At 40.1% G+C, this 15,336-nt stretch carries 14 protein-coding genes and 2 tRNA genes; 9 read left to right on the forward strand and 7 right to left on the reverse strand.

All coding sequences use genetic code 11. The features are described from left to right. Window positions 1-41 precede the first annotated feature (41 nt). Both R2Q94_RS11355 and R2Q94_RS11360 read right to left on the reverse strand, forming a co-directional pair. The gene (locus R2Q94_RS11355; protein WP_316821580.1) at window positions 42-1,253 is read right to left on the reverse strand and encodes a winged helix-turn-helix domain-containing protein; all 1,212 of its coding nucleotides are present in this window, start codon (window positions 1,251-1,253) and stop codon (window positions 42-44) included. Between the two features lie 56 nt (window positions 1,254-1,309). Next, on the reverse strand, window positions 1,310-1,858 hold the full coding sequence (locus tag R2Q94_RS11360) for an RNA 2'-phosphotransferase (RefSeq protein WP_316821581.1): 549 nt from the start codon (window positions 1,856-1,858) through the stop codon (window positions 1,310-1,312). A gap of 147 nt (window positions 1,859-2,005) precedes the next feature. Here R2Q94_RS11360 and R2Q94_RS11365 point away from each other — a divergent pair, with 147 nt between their 5' ends. Together R2Q94_RS11365 and R2Q94_RS11370 are read left to right on the forward strand one after the other, a co-directional pair. Next, the gene (locus tag R2Q94_RS11365) at window positions 2,006-2,554 is read left to right on the forward strand and encodes a LemA family protein (RefSeq protein WP_316821582.1); all 549 of its coding nucleotides are present in this window, start codon (window positions 2,006-2,008) and stop codon (window positions 2,552-2,554) included. Window positions 2,555-2,563: 9 nt separating this feature from the next. Then, the gene (locus tag R2Q94_RS11370; protein ID WP_316821583.1) at window positions 2,564-4,510 is read left to right on the forward strand and encodes a DUF2207 domain-containing protein; all 1,947 of its coding nucleotides are present in this window, start codon (window positions 2,564-2,566) and stop codon (window positions 4,508-4,510) included. A 57-nt stretch (window positions 4,511-4,567) separates the two neighbouring features. Here R2Q94_RS11370 and R2Q94_RS11375 read toward each other — a convergent pair whose 3' ends face one another. The 5 genes from R2Q94_RS11375 to R2Q94_RS11395 form a co-directional block, all read right to left on the reverse strand. Continuing rightward, on the reverse strand, window positions 4,568-4,951 hold the full coding sequence (locus R2Q94_RS11375) for a nuclear transport factor 2 family protein (protein ID WP_316821584.1): 384 nt from the start codon (window positions 4,949-4,951) through the stop codon (window positions 4,568-4,570). Window positions 4,952-5,137: 186 nt separating this feature from the next. Then, window positions 5,138-5,211: transfer RNA gene (locus R2Q94_RS11380), tRNA-Arg, on the reverse strand. A gap of 86 nt (window positions 5,212-5,297) precedes the next feature. Next, window positions 5,298-5,371: transfer RNA gene (locus tag R2Q94_RS11385), tRNA-Arg, on the reverse strand. A gap of 110 nt (window positions 5,372-5,481) precedes the next feature. Next, window positions 5,482-5,946 carry a redoxin domain-containing protein gene (locus R2Q94_RS11390; protein ID WP_316821585.1) on the reverse strand — a complete coding sequence of 155 codons (465 nt, stop codon included), beginning with the start codon at window positions 5,944-5,946 and terminating at the stop codon, window positions 5,482-5,484. Between the two features lie 19 nt (window positions 5,947-5,965). Next, on the reverse strand, window positions 5,966-6,880 hold the full coding sequence (locus tag R2Q94_RS11395; protein WP_316821586.1) for an SDR family oxidoreductase: 915 nt from the start codon (window positions 6,878-6,880) through the stop codon (window positions 5,966-5,968). Window positions 6,881-7,120: 240 nt separating this feature from the next. Here R2Q94_RS11395 and atpD point away from each other — a divergent pair, with 240 nt between their 5' ends. The 7 genes from atpD (at window position 7,121) to R2Q94_RS11430 (ending at window position 15,320) form a co-directional block, all read left to right on the forward strand. Beyond that, entirely contained in the window at window positions 7,121-8,626 is a 1,506-nt protein-coding gene (atpD, locus tag R2Q94_RS11400) for a F0F1 ATP synthase subunit beta (protein WP_316821587.1), read from the forward strand. A 28-nt stretch (window positions 8,627-8,654) separates the two neighbouring features. Further along, on the forward strand, window positions 8,655-8,897 hold the full coding sequence (gene atpC / locus R2Q94_RS11405; protein WP_316821588.1) for an ATP synthase F1 subunit epsilon: 243 nt from the start codon (window positions 8,655-8,657) through the stop codon (window positions 8,895-8,897). A 927-nt stretch (window positions 8,898-9,824) separates the two neighbouring features. Continuing rightward, window positions 9,825-10,715, forward strand: coding sequence for a branched-chain amino acid transaminase (locus R2Q94_RS11410; RefSeq protein ID WP_316821589.1), 891 nt, complete (start codon window positions 9,825-9,827; stop codon window positions 10,713-10,715). A 1-nt stretch (window position 10,716) separates the two neighbouring features. After that, a complete protein-coding gene (gene ilvD / locus R2Q94_RS11415; RefSeq protein WP_316821590.1) occupies window positions 10,717-12,414 on the forward strand; it encodes a dihydroxy-acid dehydratase in 1,698 nt (565 codons plus the stop codon). 35 nt (window positions 12,415-12,449) lie between these two features. Then, entirely contained in the window at window positions 12,450-14,189 is a 1,740-nt protein-coding gene (gene ilvB / locus R2Q94_RS11420; RefSeq protein WP_316821591.1) for a biosynthetic-type acetolactate synthase large subunit, read from the forward strand. A gap of 9 nt (window positions 14,190-14,198) precedes the next feature. Beyond that, complete coding sequence (ilvN, locus tag R2Q94_RS11425; protein ID WP_316821592.1) at window positions 14,199-14,816, forward strand: acetolactate synthase small subunit; 618 nt, start codon at window positions 14,199-14,201, stop codon at window positions 14,814-14,816. A 33-nt stretch (window positions 14,817-14,849) separates the two neighbouring features. Then, window positions 14,850-15,320, forward strand: a complete 471-nt coding sequence (locus R2Q94_RS11430; protein WP_316821593.1) for a DinB family protein — start codon at window positions 14,850-14,852, stop codon at window positions 15,318-15,320. The last annotated feature ends 16 nt before the right edge of the window (window positions 15,321-15,336 follow it).

Raw genomic sequence — 15,336 nt, forward strand, 5'->3', positions numbered from 1 at the left:
AGTATTACCCTGCAAAAATACAATAATACTTTAACATGCCATTAAAACAAAAAGGAGCCGTTCCCGGAAAGGCTTTTTCTGATGATGTTCAGATAAGTTTCATTATTGGATCGTTTGAAAGTAATGTCCCGACATTGGTTGAAGCTTACGAACGCTTTTAAGGCCTCAATGAACTGCGCTATCGTAATTTCATTCAGGTCAATGGCTTCAAAATGGATGTTCTGTACGATTAACAGTTTTTGTTTTCGATCTGCTTTTGCGTCCATCCTGGCGATAAAGGTATCTCCTGCAAGTATCGGTAAAGAAAAATAACCATATAGGCGTTTGGGAGCAGGCACAAAGCATTCGATCTGGTAATCAAAATTAAAGAAGTCTTTCAATCTGTGGCGGAAGACGTTAAGGATATCGAAAGGGGAAAGGATGAAAACATCATTGGACAGGTCGACTTTAATTTCCTGATTGGGCAGCATAAAGAAAGGAGTTTTCAAGCCCTCTACGGTAACCATTCTTACCTGACCAGACTGAGCCATTTTCTCCAGCTCTTTTTTAACAAGATTTCCTTTTACCCGACGAGATCGCCAGTTCATTTCCTTAACGGAGGCAATTCCCAGGGCAGTTAAAGTCTGGCAGATAATGAAACGCGCATATTCTTCTGCGCTGGGCATAGTTAAGTCTATATCATCTGGAACTAAATTGAGTGGCAGGTCGTAGACTTTCTGAAAGCTTTTACTGCGACTGATCATCAGCTTTCCTTCGAAATAGAGTCTTTCGAGTGCAACTTTAGCTGGTCGCCAGTCCCACCAGCCTGAACTTGCTTCAGAACGGTCGTTTTCAAAATCCCCAACCATCTTTGCTCCTTCCCGTTCTACCTGATCCAGGATCTGCTTCATTAAATTACTTTCCGACTTGCTGACTGCTTTTCCTTGTGTTTCGAAGGCTTGTTTTACAGGCAATGAAAAGCGGAAATCTGTCATAGGAAGATACCCTGCATCCGAACTGAAATACTCATAAATACGTCCCTCCCCGGCAAGTTCAGTCAGCCATTCTATCTCATAATCTGGAATTCGTGCAGCCATCACATGGTGATGAGCACGTTCTACCACATAATTTGTATCGAGCTGTACGAATCCTAAATGATCAATCAGCCGGTAAACAGCTTCTATTCCCGTTCCAAACTGGGCTTTTCGCGCAAGTCCGGCGGCTTCAAGAATGATTTTTCTCGCTTGTAATTGAGTTAAGGTAATTGCTTCCATTGGCATATGATCAACCAAAATTACTCAGAATTAGCAGATTAATGCAAGATTGGTCATTATGCCCGATCAATAAACTGAACAGGGACATGATCTGTCAACCATACCAGATTATCTGATAAATAAAATAAATAGCCCGCCTGATGCATCGCAGCCGCATGTATTTTAAGAACAACAGGTTTCCCATGTCTTCCCCCTACCTGTATCGCAGTTTTCTGGTCCTGACTTAGATGTACCTGCTGTCTGTCACGTTTTTCTAAACCTGTATTCAGAATTGATGCTACAGATTTTTCAGCTGTTCCGTGAAAAAGAAAATCAGGCGGAATCTGTGCGACATAACCTAATTCTACTGCAATCGAATGGCCTTGACTAGCGCGAATCTGTTTCCCGTTCGGGCTAAAGGCGAACCGCTTCTTCGCATTGGTTTCCACCACTTCATCCAATAGCATACGATTTACAGCAATGTCATGTACATTCATCTGCTGAATCAGGAAATTAACATCCACCCAACCATTTGGATCGAGCTCAATCCCCATCAATTCAGGCTGATGCCTCAGCACCAAACTTAAAACTTTACTAATTCTGGTCAGCTCTTTATGACTCGTCATTACCTAAATAATTTACCTTCAATTTCCCAAATCTAATACTTTTCAAATATGAAGTAAACTTATTTTAATGCTTGTATCTTTCCAATCAGTACTGTCAGGGCAGAAGGTTTGTGGCGTATTAAATTTTTCCCTATCTTTCTCCTACCTATGATCTATATCTTCATCACCATACTCTGCTTGTTAGTAGTTGGCAGCATTTATTATTACAATACACTTGTGACTAAAAAAAACAGGATGAAAGAAGCCTGGAGCGGGATTGATGTTTATTTAAAAAAAAGATATGAATTAATCCCCAACCTTATTGAAACGGTGAAAGGTTATGCCAGTCATGAGCAAAAACTGATGCAAGAGCTGGTTCGGTTACGTAATGAAGCCATTCAACCTCAACAAAGTCAGGAAAAAGTGAACATTGAGAATCGTCTTTCAGAAAACATCAGCAAACTGATGGTCATTGCAGAGAGTTATCCTGATCTGAAGGCGAATACCAATTTCCAGCAGCTCCAGACTCAACTGGAAACCATAGATACAGAGATTGAACAGTCCAGGAGATATTACAATGGTACAGTGAGGGACAATAACATTCAGGTCGAATCCTTCCCCTCCAATTTTATCGCCGCTATCTTTGGATTCAAAAATGGAATTTTCTTCGAAATAAATAATTCCGCGGAACGCGATCCGGTAAAAGTTTCTTTTTAAATCATTTAGATGAAACTTAAGCAGCTATTTACGTCCCTCAGGCTATTAACGATTATATTACTGCTCCTTCCTGCTTTGTTCATTAGCGCTATAGCACAGGAACCTTTAACCGTACAAACTGAGCAGGATAACCGATCTGAAAGAATCATATCTTTTCACACCGACATCAAAATTGATACTTCGGGCATGATGTACATTTCTGAGAAAATCAAAGTTTATTCCTCAGGAGATCAGATTGCACGAGGCATTATCAGGAGTATCCCCATCTATCGTAAAGATATTTTTGGTGATAGAAAATCTGCGGATTTTAAAATAACGAGCGTTTTAAAAGATGGGAAGAGCGAAAATTACAAAACCAGGAACGATGGAAGTGTTCGTAGTATTTACCTGGGAAATGAAGATGTGCTTCTTGATCCAGGAGTTTATACCTATGAAATCAATTACCAAACTAAAGGTCAGGTAGGTTTCTATAAAAATTATGATGAAATTTATTGGAATGTGACAGGGAACGACTGGAATTTCAGTATAGAAAAAGCCTCTGCGACCATTGTACTTCCTAAAGGAGCACTAGCTGGCAATACCGCTTGTTATACTGGACCTTCTGGCTCAACCGACAAAAACTGCAGCATCAGTATCCTTCCCGATCAATCTGTAAGCTTTAAAACCACGGAAAGTTTGCCTTCAGGCTCTGGATTTACGGTGGCCTTAGCTTTTACAAAGGGAATTATTCACAGGCCCTCTGATTTTGAGCTTTTTTACCAGGACTACCTGAAAATGACCTTGACGGCACTGCTACTGATTGGCCTGGCAATTTATTATTACATCAGCTGGTATCGTTATGGAAGAGATCCTGTAGAATCTGTCATTATCCCTGATTTTAATGTCCCAAACAACTGGTCTCCGGCCCTACTCCGCTATTTTTACATCAAAAAAATAGATGATAAATCTTTTGCCATTTCGATCATCAACATGGCCGTTAAAAAAGTCATAAAAATCAGCAAAGGCACAGGTTCTAATGAAGAAGACTACGCTGTTGAAAAATCAACAGCTTCCACAAATATTTTATCGAAAGAAGAAGATGCCATTTATGTCCGCTTTTTTAACAAAAGAAATAGAATTTACATCAATAAATCGAATGGTTCTACAATTAATGCCGCGAAGAATGCACATGGCGATCGTTTGAAACCCCAGCTTGACTTAAAAACTTTCTTTATTAGTCATAAGCAGCATTTAATTAAATCAACATTGGTAACGCTGGCGGCATATGGGTTGTTTATGTTTTATGTAGAAACCGGCACTCCATTGCTGATCCTGTTTCTTTGTCCTTTTATTCTGATTGGGGGATTTTGTTTTTTTGGAGGATTCAGAATGATCGGGGAATCCATCCCTGTAGGAGTTTTCCTGATCTTTTGGGGAGCGGGTTTCGGTGGAGGTCCATTGTATATGCTCCTTTCTAATTTGAATGATGTACCCATCGTTTCGCTCGTATTTATCCTTACCAGTATCCTTATGTTTGGATGGTATATTTTCCTGATCAAGGCACCTACCGCTGCAGGGGCTGATGTAATCAGTAAGATTAAAGGATTTAAAATGTATCTGGAAACAGCAGAGGAACATCGTTTAAACCTATTGAATCCACCAGAACATACACCGGAGTTATTTGAGAAATTCCTGCCTTATGCACTTGCACTTGATGTGGAGAATGCCTGGGGAGCAAAATTTGAGGCGCTGCTCAATCAAGCCGACTACTGTCCGGATTGGTATGATGGCGACAGATTTTATTATCCTCAAATTACCAAAGGTTTCATCGTACCCTTTAGCAGTGCGGTAAGCGATAGCAAACCAGATACGGGTTCTTCCTCAGGATCATCAGGAAGTTCGAGCTGGAGTTCTGGAAGTAGTGGTGGTGGTTCTTCTGGCGGAGGTGGAGGCGGTGGAGGTGGCGGAGGCTGGTAAGCCGAATTCCCAATCATCCCGACAATTTAGCGTAAAAATACCCGATGCAATTTTTAGCTATTGTGGTTGAAAGGCTATTCCACTTCCTCCTACTACTTTAATCCCATCTGGGAATTTTTTCCAAAACCTGATGTAGCGAAAGTTGGCTTCAAACGGGACGGCATTAAACTCTCCGCTCAATTTCATGGTCAAAGTGATCACCGCCATGTCATCGATAATATGTAGTTTTTCAACTTCGGGAAGAAGTTCCTTAACCTTTAATGCTCCATTGCGATAAGTATCCAGATCAATCTCTTTGGTTATGGTTTCCCCACCTGGAAGAATGAACAACAGGTCGTCATGCAACAACTGGTCGAGCGCAGTAATATTACCCGCTTTGATGGCAGTGTAAAGTTTGTCTTCCTGTTCCAGGATGCTATTTTCCGTGAGTTTATGCTCCATGACTGATCAGTTTATAACACTATGAATCTCCATAGTGGACATATTTATATTACAATTGATTTAATTAGCGATACAGGTGTGAAGAAAACGATGTTAACCTGTACTCTCCAACCAAAGATAAGGATTGAAGCGGATGGAATGTATTTAAATACAAAAAGCCTCAGATTTCTCTAAGGCTTCTTTCTGTGCACTTGTAGGGATTCGAACCCCAAACCTTCTCATCCGTAGTGAGATGCTCTATCCAATTGAGCTACAAATGCATATTTCATTGGTGTTATCGCTATCGGTTATCTATTCGATTCCGACATTTCAACAAAAAAACCTTAGATTTCTCTAAGGTTTTTCGTGCACTTGTAGGGATTCGAACCCCAAACCTTCTCATCCGTAGTGAGATGCTCTATCCAATTGAGCTACAAATGCATTTCCTTTAAACGTTGTTTCGTTATTGGACTGCAAAAGTAGTGTTTGAAATTGAAAATACAAACTTTATTTAAAAAAAAATTTCAAACACTAACCTTCAAAAACTGCGATTAAGCTTCAATTGAGCGTTTAATTGCGTCAAAATCAGGCATATTCCCAGCATCTTCTAAAACTTCAGCATGGATAATTTTTCCTTCTTCGTTGATTACAAAAGCTGCTCTTTTTGAGATTCCCTTCATATTGAATGCGAAATCTTCGTAAAAAGCACCGTAAGCTTTAGACACTTCTTTATTAAAATCAGAAAGCAGAGGGAACTGGTAACTCTGATCTTCTTTAAATTTAGCCAGTGTAAAAGGAGAATCTACAGAGATCCCTACTACATCTGCGTTCATGCCTTCATAATAACCAAAGCTATCTCTCATGGTACATAACTGAGCAGTACATACCCCTGTAAAAGCCAATGGGAAGAAATGGATCACCAATTTTCTTCCTTTATAATCAGATAGGGATACTTCTTTCAGGTCTGAACTGAATAATTTAAAATCCGGGGCTTGATCGCCAATTTGTAGTGCCATAGTATATATATTTTAGAATTTAAACGGTTTCTTTTGATCGTAATTGTTCATTTAATATTTCCAGTCCTTCCTGAAAGCTGTGGGGCGCATAGCCCAGATCACGAATGCTTTTATCCAAAATAAAGCCGGTTCTTACCGGACGTTTAGCAGTTTGGTTTAAAGTCTCGGCAGAGATTTCTTTAATTAGTCCTTTATCCAGTTTCCAGAAGTCTGCTACTTTAGCAACCAGCTCCGAAATACTCATCATATCTTTTCCTGAAGCATTATATATACCGTTTGCTTCTTTAGCTACAGCAAGCAGACAGCAGTCGGCCAGATCTTCTGCCAGCGTCGGCATGCGCCATTGGTCGTTCACTACATTAATAGGTTGTCCTTTTTCCAAAGCAGCTTTTGCCCATAATACAATATTACTGCGGCTCATATCACTGACGATACCATATACGATAATGGTTCTCAACACTGCCCATTTGATTTTAGAATGCTGAAGGAGTTCCTCTGCTTCTACTTTCGTTTGTCCATAATAACTTAAAGGGCAGGTAGGGGCTTCTTCATCGTATGGTCCATCTGCACCATCAAACACAAAATCAGTAGACAGGTGAATCAACTGGATATCGAACTGCCCGCAAACACCGATCAGCGTCTCCACAGCCTTTACATTTAGCGCATAAGCCAACTCTTTTTGATCTTCACAAGTATCCACATTGGTCATAGCCGCGGTGTGAATGATCGCATCTGGTTGATATTTGGCTACAATTTCATTCACATTTGCCGCATCCAGAATATCCATTTCTGCATATAGGTATCCTTCCTTAACAGGATAACGGTTCGCTCCTTTAGCTGTCGCAATCAGATTAAATTGTTTTGTTGCGAGCACTCTTTCCGTAATTTTCTGCCCAAGAAGGCCATTGCTACCCGTTACTAGTATTGTTTTCATGAATTTAATCTGTTTCGCTAAGATGAATATAATGAGCCCAAAAACTCTCTTTTTAATGTCAAAAACGGCTTCTTTAGGACCTGTTTTATACCGGCTAAAATATTGATTTAAAAACTGTGGAAAAACTTTTTATTTATATATGCAATTTATGTTGAAAAATCTTAACTTTGCAAACCGAATTGTGGGCTCTAAAAACGGCCTTTAACATTTTGATATTTATAATTTTACCCAAAACAATATATGCCTAACATTGGAAAAATAGCGCAGATTATAGGACCGGTAGTTGACGTGAGTTTTGCTGACGATGCTCATTTACCTCAAATTTTCTCTGCATTAGAGATTGAAAAAGAAAACGGTCAAAAGATCGTTTTAGAAGTTCAACAACATCTTGGTGAAGACCGCGTACGTGCAATCGCAATGGACTCGACTGACGGTTTAGTTCGTGGCATGAAAGCAGTAGATACTGGCGCACCTATCAAAATGCCTGTTGGTGATCAGATTAAAGGTCGTCTATTCAATGTTGTTGGTGAGGCTATCGACGGTATCAACACGATTGATAAAACTAACGGTAGACCAATCCACAATGCTCCTCCAAAATTCGACGAGCTATCAACTGAATCAGAGGTACTATTTACTGGTATCAAAGTAATCGATTTATTAGAGCCTTACGCTAAAGGTGGTAAGATCGGTTTATTCGGTGGTGCTGGTGTTGGTAAAACAGTATTGATCATGGAGTTGGTAAACAACATCGCGAAAGCGTATGCTGGTTTATCAGTATTTGCTGGTGTAGGTGAGCGTACACGTGAAGGTAATGACCTTTTACGTGAATTTATCGAATCTGGTGTAATCAACTATGGTGAAGACTTCCTTCATTCGATGGAAAAAGGCGGATGGGATTTGAGCAAGGTTGATACAGAAAAATTAAAAGATTCTAAAGCAACATTGGTATTCGGTCAGATGAACGAGCCTCCTGGTGCACGTGCTCGTGTAGCATTATCAGGATTAACAGTTGCGGAATACTTCCGTGATGGTGATGGCGAAGGCGCTGGAAAAGACATCCTTTTCTTCGTTGATAACATCTTCCGTTTCACTCAGGCAGGTTCTGAAGTATCGGCACTTTTAGGTCGTATGCCTTCTGCGGTAGGTTACCAACCAACTTTGGCAACAGAGATGGGTTTAATGCAGGAACGTATTACTTCAACTAAACGTGGATCAATTACATCTGTACAGGCGGTTTATGTACCTGCGGATGATTTAACGGATCCGGCTCCGGCTACCACGTTTGCCCACTTAGATGCAACTACAGTATTGTCTCGTAAAATCTCTGAGCTAGGTATTTATCCTGCGGTGGATCCATTGGATTCAACTTCAAGAATCTTATCTCCAGCAGTATTAGGTGACGAGCACTATAACACAGCTCAACGTGTGAAAGAAATTTTACAACGTTACAAAGAGTTACAGGATATCATCGCGATCTTAGGTATGGACGAATTATCTGAAGAAGATAAATTAATCGTTCACCGTGCGCGTCGTGTTCAACGTTTCTTATCTCAACCATTCCACGTAGCTGAGCAATTTACAGGCTTAAAAGGTGTATTGGTTGACATTAAAGATACCATCAAAGCATTTAATATGATTATGGATGGTGAAGTTGATGAATATCCAGAGGCTGCATTTAACTTAGTAGGTGGTATCGAAGATGCAATCGAAAAAGGTAAAAAACTATTAGCTGAAGCAAACGCTTAATTTTAATTAAAGCGCATACACTTTGAATATGACACTAGAAATATTAACACCAGATAAAAAAGTCTTTGAAGGCGAAGTAACAGCTGTTACTGTACCAGGTACCATGGGTTCATTTCAAATTTTGCATGACCATGCTCCTATTATCTCAACCTTGGAAGACGGACCAGTAATTGTAAAAGCCAAAAATGGCGATCAAACCTTTAATATTAAAGGTGGCGTTGTAGAGGTTTTAAAAAACAAAGTTATTGTTCTAGCCGAAGGGGTTGCTTAATATTTAAAGCATAATAAAAAAAGGATGTTCGAAAGAGCATCCTTTTTTTTTGCCTTTTATTTTTTATAGGGAACTCTATTGATACTGCTCCTGAATGCAAGGCATGGGAGTGTATTTTCTTCTGACCATCTTCAAATTCAGGATACCTATAAATTCTGTCCTCTTCTCCCTGACCATATCATTACCATATTTTATTCCGAAATAAAACAAAATAATAGTCGTATTTTCTGATATATTTAAGGAATTGGCTAAAAATACCTTTTTATTGTGAGGATTGCCTGGCTTTACATTTTCCCACATTTCAAATTTTTCAGTCTTTTTATGCGGCAGTCTTTATTTCCTTAACGTAAGCCTACTTTTTTTGAAATAAAACGACGAAATACCCATAATTTCAGCATAAAATATCGACCACATTTTATTTGGCCAGTCCTTTATATTTTAGTCGTATTTTCTTCAACTTTTTTGACCATTCTTCAATTTTAGGCGGAATATGAGAGAAAATACAATGCAAGCATAATACCCATACCGAATACCGATTTCATATTTGGTATAGTACCATCCACGTAAAGTGATTAAAAGTACGACTTTTCAAATATTATATTTTGATATGTAATCAAAATAAAGAATTATATTTTTTTTCAAATAATTTTGCGCAGCTATTGATAGTATAGATCACAAGACCTAAATTGGATTTATAAAGCAACAACAAATACAACCTGCTAATAAAGACCTAAAATGAACCTTAACATCACCGCCTTAATTATTGTCATTATTAATGTGATTCTTCTGCTGGTAATTCAGAAGGACAAGGCGCTGCAATAGAATATTTTAGATACAAAAATAAACTCAAGCGCCCCCCACAAGTGGCGCTTTTTTAATGAACCAAAACCAAGACAAGAACCCATACCATACCTAGAGCTTTAACCAATGAAATACTTCAATTCAAATACAGTGTTATACTTAGACGGCAAGTTTCAGAAAGCCACCGACACCACCGCCGATATCTATGGGCAATCACTGCACTACGGCTATGCTGTATTTGAAGGAATCAGAGCATATAGAACACATAACGGAACCAGGGTATTCAAAGTAAGAGAACATTTCGAAAGATTGAAGAGATCAGCAGAATTGGTTCACATGCCTTTCCCATGGGACATCAATGACTTGATCAGGCAAACCTATAAGTTACTTCAATTGAATAATTTAAAAGATGCTTATATCCGTCCTTTGGTATACTGTGCGCCAAATATGTCTCTGGTTGCAGCTACGGAAGTATCTATCATGATCTGTGCCTGGGAATGGGGTGCTTACCTTGGTAATGAGCAGTTAAAAGTTGGCATTTCAAGCTATGAACGTCCAAATCCTAAATCCTCCCCTATTGAGGCGAAAGTAAGTGGCAACTATGTGAACTCCATTTTAGCCACTACTGAAGCGAAACGCAATGGATTTGATGAAGCATTGTTATTGGACATGAATGGCAACATCGCCGAAGCACCAGGCGCAAATATCTTCATGGAGAAAAACGGAAAATTATACACCCCACCACTAGGAAATATTTTAGCAGGAATCACCCGTGCAACAGTCATCGAACTATGTCATATCCTGGATATAGAAGTGATTGAAAAACACCTGACCGTAACTGACTTGAAACATGCAGACAGCGCTTTCTTCTGTGGTACCGCTACAGAGATCGCAGGAATTGCATCAATAGACGAATATCAGTTCCCGGTAAGATGGAACGATAGTGTTGGAGCCACCATACAACGCACTTACAAATGTTTAGTGTTAGAAAAACAAAATTACGAAGTAATCATATAATATGTCACAATCACCAGAATTAAACCGCTACAGTAAAGTATTCACGCAGGATCCAACCCAGCCTGCTGCCCAAGCCATGTTATATGGAATTGGCTTGACCAAAGAAGATATGGACAAAGCCCAGGTCGGCATTGCAAGTATGGGATACGATGGAAATACCTGCAACATGCACCTAAATGATTTAGCTAAAATTGTTAAAGAAGGTGTCTGGGATAATGGAATGGTCGGTTTAACCTTCAGCACCATTGGCGTAAGCGATGGAATGTCTAACGGTACAGATGGAATGCGTTATTCTTTGGTTTCCAGAGATGTCATTGCAGATTCAATTGAAACCATTTGTGGCGGACAATATTACGATGGCGTGATTGCATTGCCTGGCTGCGATAAAAACATGCCGGGTTCTATCATGGCTATGGGCAGATTAAATCGTCCTGCGATTATGGTATACGGTGGAAGTATCCACTCCGGAAAATATAAAGGAAAAACATTAAACATCGTTTCTGCTTTTGAAGCTCTTGGCGAGAAATTAGCCGGAAACTTAGATGAAGAAGACTTCCAGGGAATTATTCGTCATACCTGCCCGGGCGCTGGCGCTTGTGGTGGTATGTATACCGCAAATACCATGGCTTCGGCAATTGAGGCTTTAGGGATGAGCTTACCTTATAGCTCTTCTTACCCAGCCTTAAGTGAAGAGAAGAAAGCGGAATGTTTAAATGCTGGTAAAGCCATCCGTGTTTTATTAGAAAAAAATATACTTCCTACAGACATCATGACGGAAAAAGCATTTCACAATGCAATTGTAACCGTAATGGTGTTGGGTGGTTCTACAAATGCGGTACTGCATTTAATTGCTATGGCAAAATCAGTAGGATTGACCTTGAATTTAGCAGATTTCCAGGCGGTAAGTGATGCCACTCCTGTATTGGCAGATTTAAAGCCTAGTGGTAATTACTTAATGGAAGATGTACATGAGATTGGTGGTGTTCCTGCCATTTTAAAATATCTTTTGAAAGTAGGTCTGATTCATGGCGACTGTATCACCGTAACTGGAAAGACATTGGCTGAGAATGTTGAATCTGCATTAGATTTAGATTTTGATACACAAAAAGTAATTCTTCCGGTAACTAACCCGATCAAAGCAACTGGTCACCTTCAAATGCTGTATGGTAACATCGCAGAAAAAGGTTCCGTAGCAAAGATCTCTGGTAAAGAAGGAGAAAGATTTGAAGGTCCGGCTCGCGTATTTGATGGCGAGAAGTCATTGATCGCTGGAATTCAAAGTGGTAAAGTAAAAAAAGGTGATGTAGTGGTGATCAGACAAGTGGGTCCTAAAGGAGCTCCTGGTATGCCGGAAATGTTGAAACCAACTTCAGCCATTATTGGTGCGGGACTTGGAAAATCAGTTGCTTTAATTACTGATGGCCGTTTCTCTGGTGGTACACACGGTTTCGTGGTTGGTCACATTACTCCTGAGGCCTGGGACGGTGGAAATATCGCTTTTGTACACGACAATGACATCATTGTTATTGACGCGGTAAACAACACTTTAAACCTTCAAATTACCGAAGAAGAAATGGCAAATCGTAAAGCGGTTTGGAAACAGTTACCACCACCCGTCAAAGGAGGTGTGCTTTACAAATACCTGAAACAAGTAAGCGATGCCAGCGAAGGCTGTGTAACTGATGCCTACACTCACTAATCAATTTAAGAAACCCCATACTTAAAAGAAAAACAATGGACATAGCACAAGAGGAAGCAACCACCTTAACAGAGCCGAAGAAAACAGTAAATGTTTCTGGTTCTGTGGCTTTATTGGAAGGATTAATAGCAGAAGGTACCGATACCATTTTTGGTTATCCAGGTGGTGCCATCATGCCTATTTATGATGCATTATACGATTACAAAGACAAGTTAAAACATATTTTAGTACGTCATGAACAGGGCGGCACACATGCCGGACAAGGTTATGCACGTACTTCCGGAAAAGTGGGTGTAGTATTTGCAACCAGTGGCCCGGGTGCTACAAATCTGGTAACAGGTTTGGCAGACGCACAAATCGACAGTACGCCAATGGTTTGTATCACTGGTCAGGTGTACGCACACTTATTAGGTACAGATGCTTTCCAGGAAACAGATGTGATCAACATTACCACTCCGCTAACGAAATGGAACTACCAGATCACAGATGCAACTGAGATACCTGCGGTATTAGCGAAAGCATTTTATATTGCACGTAGCGGGCGACCAGGTCCGGTATTGATCGATATCACTAAAAACGCCCAGCTACAAATGTTTGATTTTGAAGGCTACACGCCTTGCGATCACGTTCGTAGTTACCGTCCGAAACCAAATGTTCGTACCGAATATATCGAGCAGGCTGCAGCCTTAATCAATTCAGCAAAAAAACCATTTGTGTTGTTCGGCCAGGGGGTTTCCCTGGGAAATGCAGAGCAGGAATTTAAAGCTTTCGTAGAGAAAAGCGGTATTCCTTCGGCATGGACAATCTTAGGTGCTGGTGCGATTCCTACAGACCATCCTTTGAACGTTGGGATGTTGGGAATGCATGGCAACTACGGTCCGAATGTACAGACCAATGCCTGTGATGTGCTGATCGCTATCGGAATGCGTTTTGACGACCGTGTAACCGGCCGTTTAGACAAATATGCCAAACAAGCGAAAGTGATTCACTTAGACATTGACCCTGCTGAAATTGATAAAAATGTGAAAGCAGACGTTCCGGTTTGGGGAGACTGTAAAGAAACTTTACCGCTTTTAACTGCTTTAGTAGAAGAGAAAAAACATACAGAATGGTTAGCTGAGTTCAGAGCTTTCGATAAAACTGAATTAGAAACTGTCATTCAATCAGAATTAAATCCTGGAACAGGAGAATTAACCATGGGTGAGGTCATCAATCAATTGAACATCCTGACTAAAGGAGAAGCAGTGATTGTAACCGACGTTGGTCAGCACCAGATGGTGGCTTGTCGCTATGCAAAATTCAACCATACCAGGAGTAATGTGACCAGTGGTGGTTTAGGTACGATGGGCTTCGGCTTACCTGCTGCTATCGGTGCTAAATTTGGTGCCCCAGACCGTACCGTGGTTGCGGTAATCGGCGACGGAGGTTTCCAAATGACTTTACAGGAATTGGGTACCATCATGCAAAGCGGCATTGATGTAAAAATCATGATCTTAAATAACAGATTCCTTGGAATGGTTCGCCAATGGCAACAACTGTTCCATGAGAAACGCTACTCTTTCGTGGACATCACCAGTCCGGATTTCGTGAAACTTGCCGATTCTTATTATATCGCCGGTAAAAAAGTTTCAGAGCGTGAAGACTTAGTAAGTTCATTAGAAGAGATGTTGAACCATAAAGGTTCTTTCCTTCTGGAAGTAATGGTAGCCAAAGAACACAATGTGTTCCCTATGGTTCCCCAAGGTAGCAGTGTAAGTGAAATCAGACTTAAATAATTAAAGATCATGAGCAATTCCCAGGATATAGAAACAAACGAAAAACAGGAATTTACGATTACCGTATACACCGAGAATCAAATCGGCTTATTGAATCGTATTGCCATTATATTTTCAAGAAGAAAAATCAACATTGAGAGTTTAAACACCTCCCCTTCGGAGATTGAGCACATCCACCGCTTCAATATCGTGATCCACGAAACAGAAGATGTGGTACGTAAACTTGCGCGTCAGATTGAGAAACAGGTAGAAGTTTTGAAAGTATATTTCAATACGAACGAAGACATCATCTGGCAGGAAATGGCGCTTTACAAAGTGCCTACCGATACCGTTTCAGAACTTGTATCAGTAGAGCGTTTACTTCGTGAGAACGGTGCAAGAGCAGTAGTGATCCGTAAAGACTACACGGTATTTGAAACTACTGGTCACCGTGAAGAAACGGATAAACTGATCGAGGTTTTACAACCTTATGGTTTGATCGAATTTGTAAGAAGTGCAAGAGTGGCAATCATCAAAAACAGCGATGGTTTTAATCGCAAACTGAGAGAATTTGAACGCAGAGAACCAGGACAGGATGTGATCGAAAACGAATTCCTGGATGCAGAGAAAAATGTATTTAGCATGTAAGCTCCGTCGTAAAACGGATGAACAATAGGAAATATGGAACAGCTTTTAAATAACGCCAGACAAATCAGAAAGAACTTCATTCATTTGATTGAGAACTCTACGGTTGAAGAGTTGAATCAGGTTCCTGAAGGTTTTAACAACAACATCATCTGGAATTTTGGACACATCATCACCAGTCAGCAGGCACTTTTTTATTTGCTGTCTGCTATCCCTCCAAAGATCAGTCCACAGTACATGGATGAATTTAGAAGAGGTACAAAACCAGAGAGATTCATCAACCAGGAAGAAATCAATGACATGAAAAAACTCATGATCAGCACAATTGATCAACTGGAAGCGGATCTGGAAAATCAGGTGTTTGTGAATTATATTTCCTATACGACCGTCTTCGGCGTGACTTTAAACAGCGCAAAAGACGCATTACAGTTTTTCCCAATACACGATGCTTACCACTATGGGTGTGCATCAGCCATCAAAAGAGTGATCAATAATAACAACAATTAAAAAGAACCTTTACAAT

Source organism: Pedobacter gandavensis (assembly GCF_032678465.1).
Classification (GTDB): Bacteria; Bacteroidota; Bacteroidia; order Sphingobacteriales; family Sphingobacteriaceae; genus Pedobacter; species Pedobacter gandavensis_B.

Excerpts from the sequence above, each read along its gene's own strand:
- R2Q94_RS11390 (WP_316821585.1), bottom strand. The coding sequence starts at position 5,946 with ATGGCACTACAAATTGGCGATCAAGCCCCGGATTTTAAATTATTCAGT.
- atpC (WP_316821588.1), top strand. The coding sequence starts at position 8,655 with ATGACACTAGAAATATTAACACCAGATAAAAAAGTCTTTGAAGGCGAA.
- R2Q94_RS11395 (WP_316821586.1), bottom strand. The coding sequence starts at position 6,880 with ATGAAAACAATACTAGTAACGGGTAGCAATGGCCTTCTTGGGCAGAAA.
- R2Q94_RS11430 (WP_316821593.1), top strand. The coding sequence starts at position 14,850 with ATGGAACAGCTTTTAAATAACGCCAGACAAATCAGAAAGAACTTCATT.
- ilvN (WP_316821592.1), top strand. The coding sequence starts at position 14,199 with ATGAGCAATTCCCAGGATATAGAAACAAACGAAAAACAGGAATTTACG.
- R2Q94_RS11360 (WP_316821581.1), bottom strand. The coding sequence starts at position 1,858 with ATGACGAGTCATAAAGAGCTGACCAGAATTAGTAAAGTTTTAAGTTTG.
- R2Q94_RS11375 (WP_316821584.1), bottom strand. The coding sequence starts at position 4,951 with ATGGAGCATAAACTCACGGAAAATAGCATCCTGGAACAGGAAGACAAA.
- ilvD (WP_316821590.1), top strand. The coding sequence starts at position 10,717 with ATGTCACAATCACCAGAATTAAACCGCTACAGTAAAGTATTCACGCAG.
- ilvB (WP_316821591.1), top strand. The coding sequence starts at position 12,450 with ATGGACATAGCACAAGAGGAAGCAACCACCTTAACAGAGCCGAAGAAA.
- atpD (WP_316821587.1), top strand. The coding sequence starts at position 7,121 with ATGCCTAACATTGGAAAAATAGCGCAGATTATAGGACCGGTAGTTGAC.
- R2Q94_RS11355 (WP_316821580.1), bottom strand. The coding sequence starts at position 1,253 with ATGGAAGCAATTACCTTAACTCAATTACAAGCGAGAAAAATCATTCTT.
- R2Q94_RS11370 (WP_316821583.1), top strand. The coding sequence starts at position 2,564 with ATGAAACTTAAGCAGCTATTTACGTCCCTCAGGCTATTAACGATTATA.
- R2Q94_RS11410 (WP_316821589.1), top strand. The coding sequence starts at position 9,825 with ATGAAATACTTCAATTCAAATACAGTGTTATACTTAGACGGCAAGTTT.
- R2Q94_RS11365 (WP_316821582.1), top strand. The coding sequence starts at position 2,006 with ATGATCTATATCTTCATCACCATACTCTGCTTGTTAGTAGTTGGCAGC.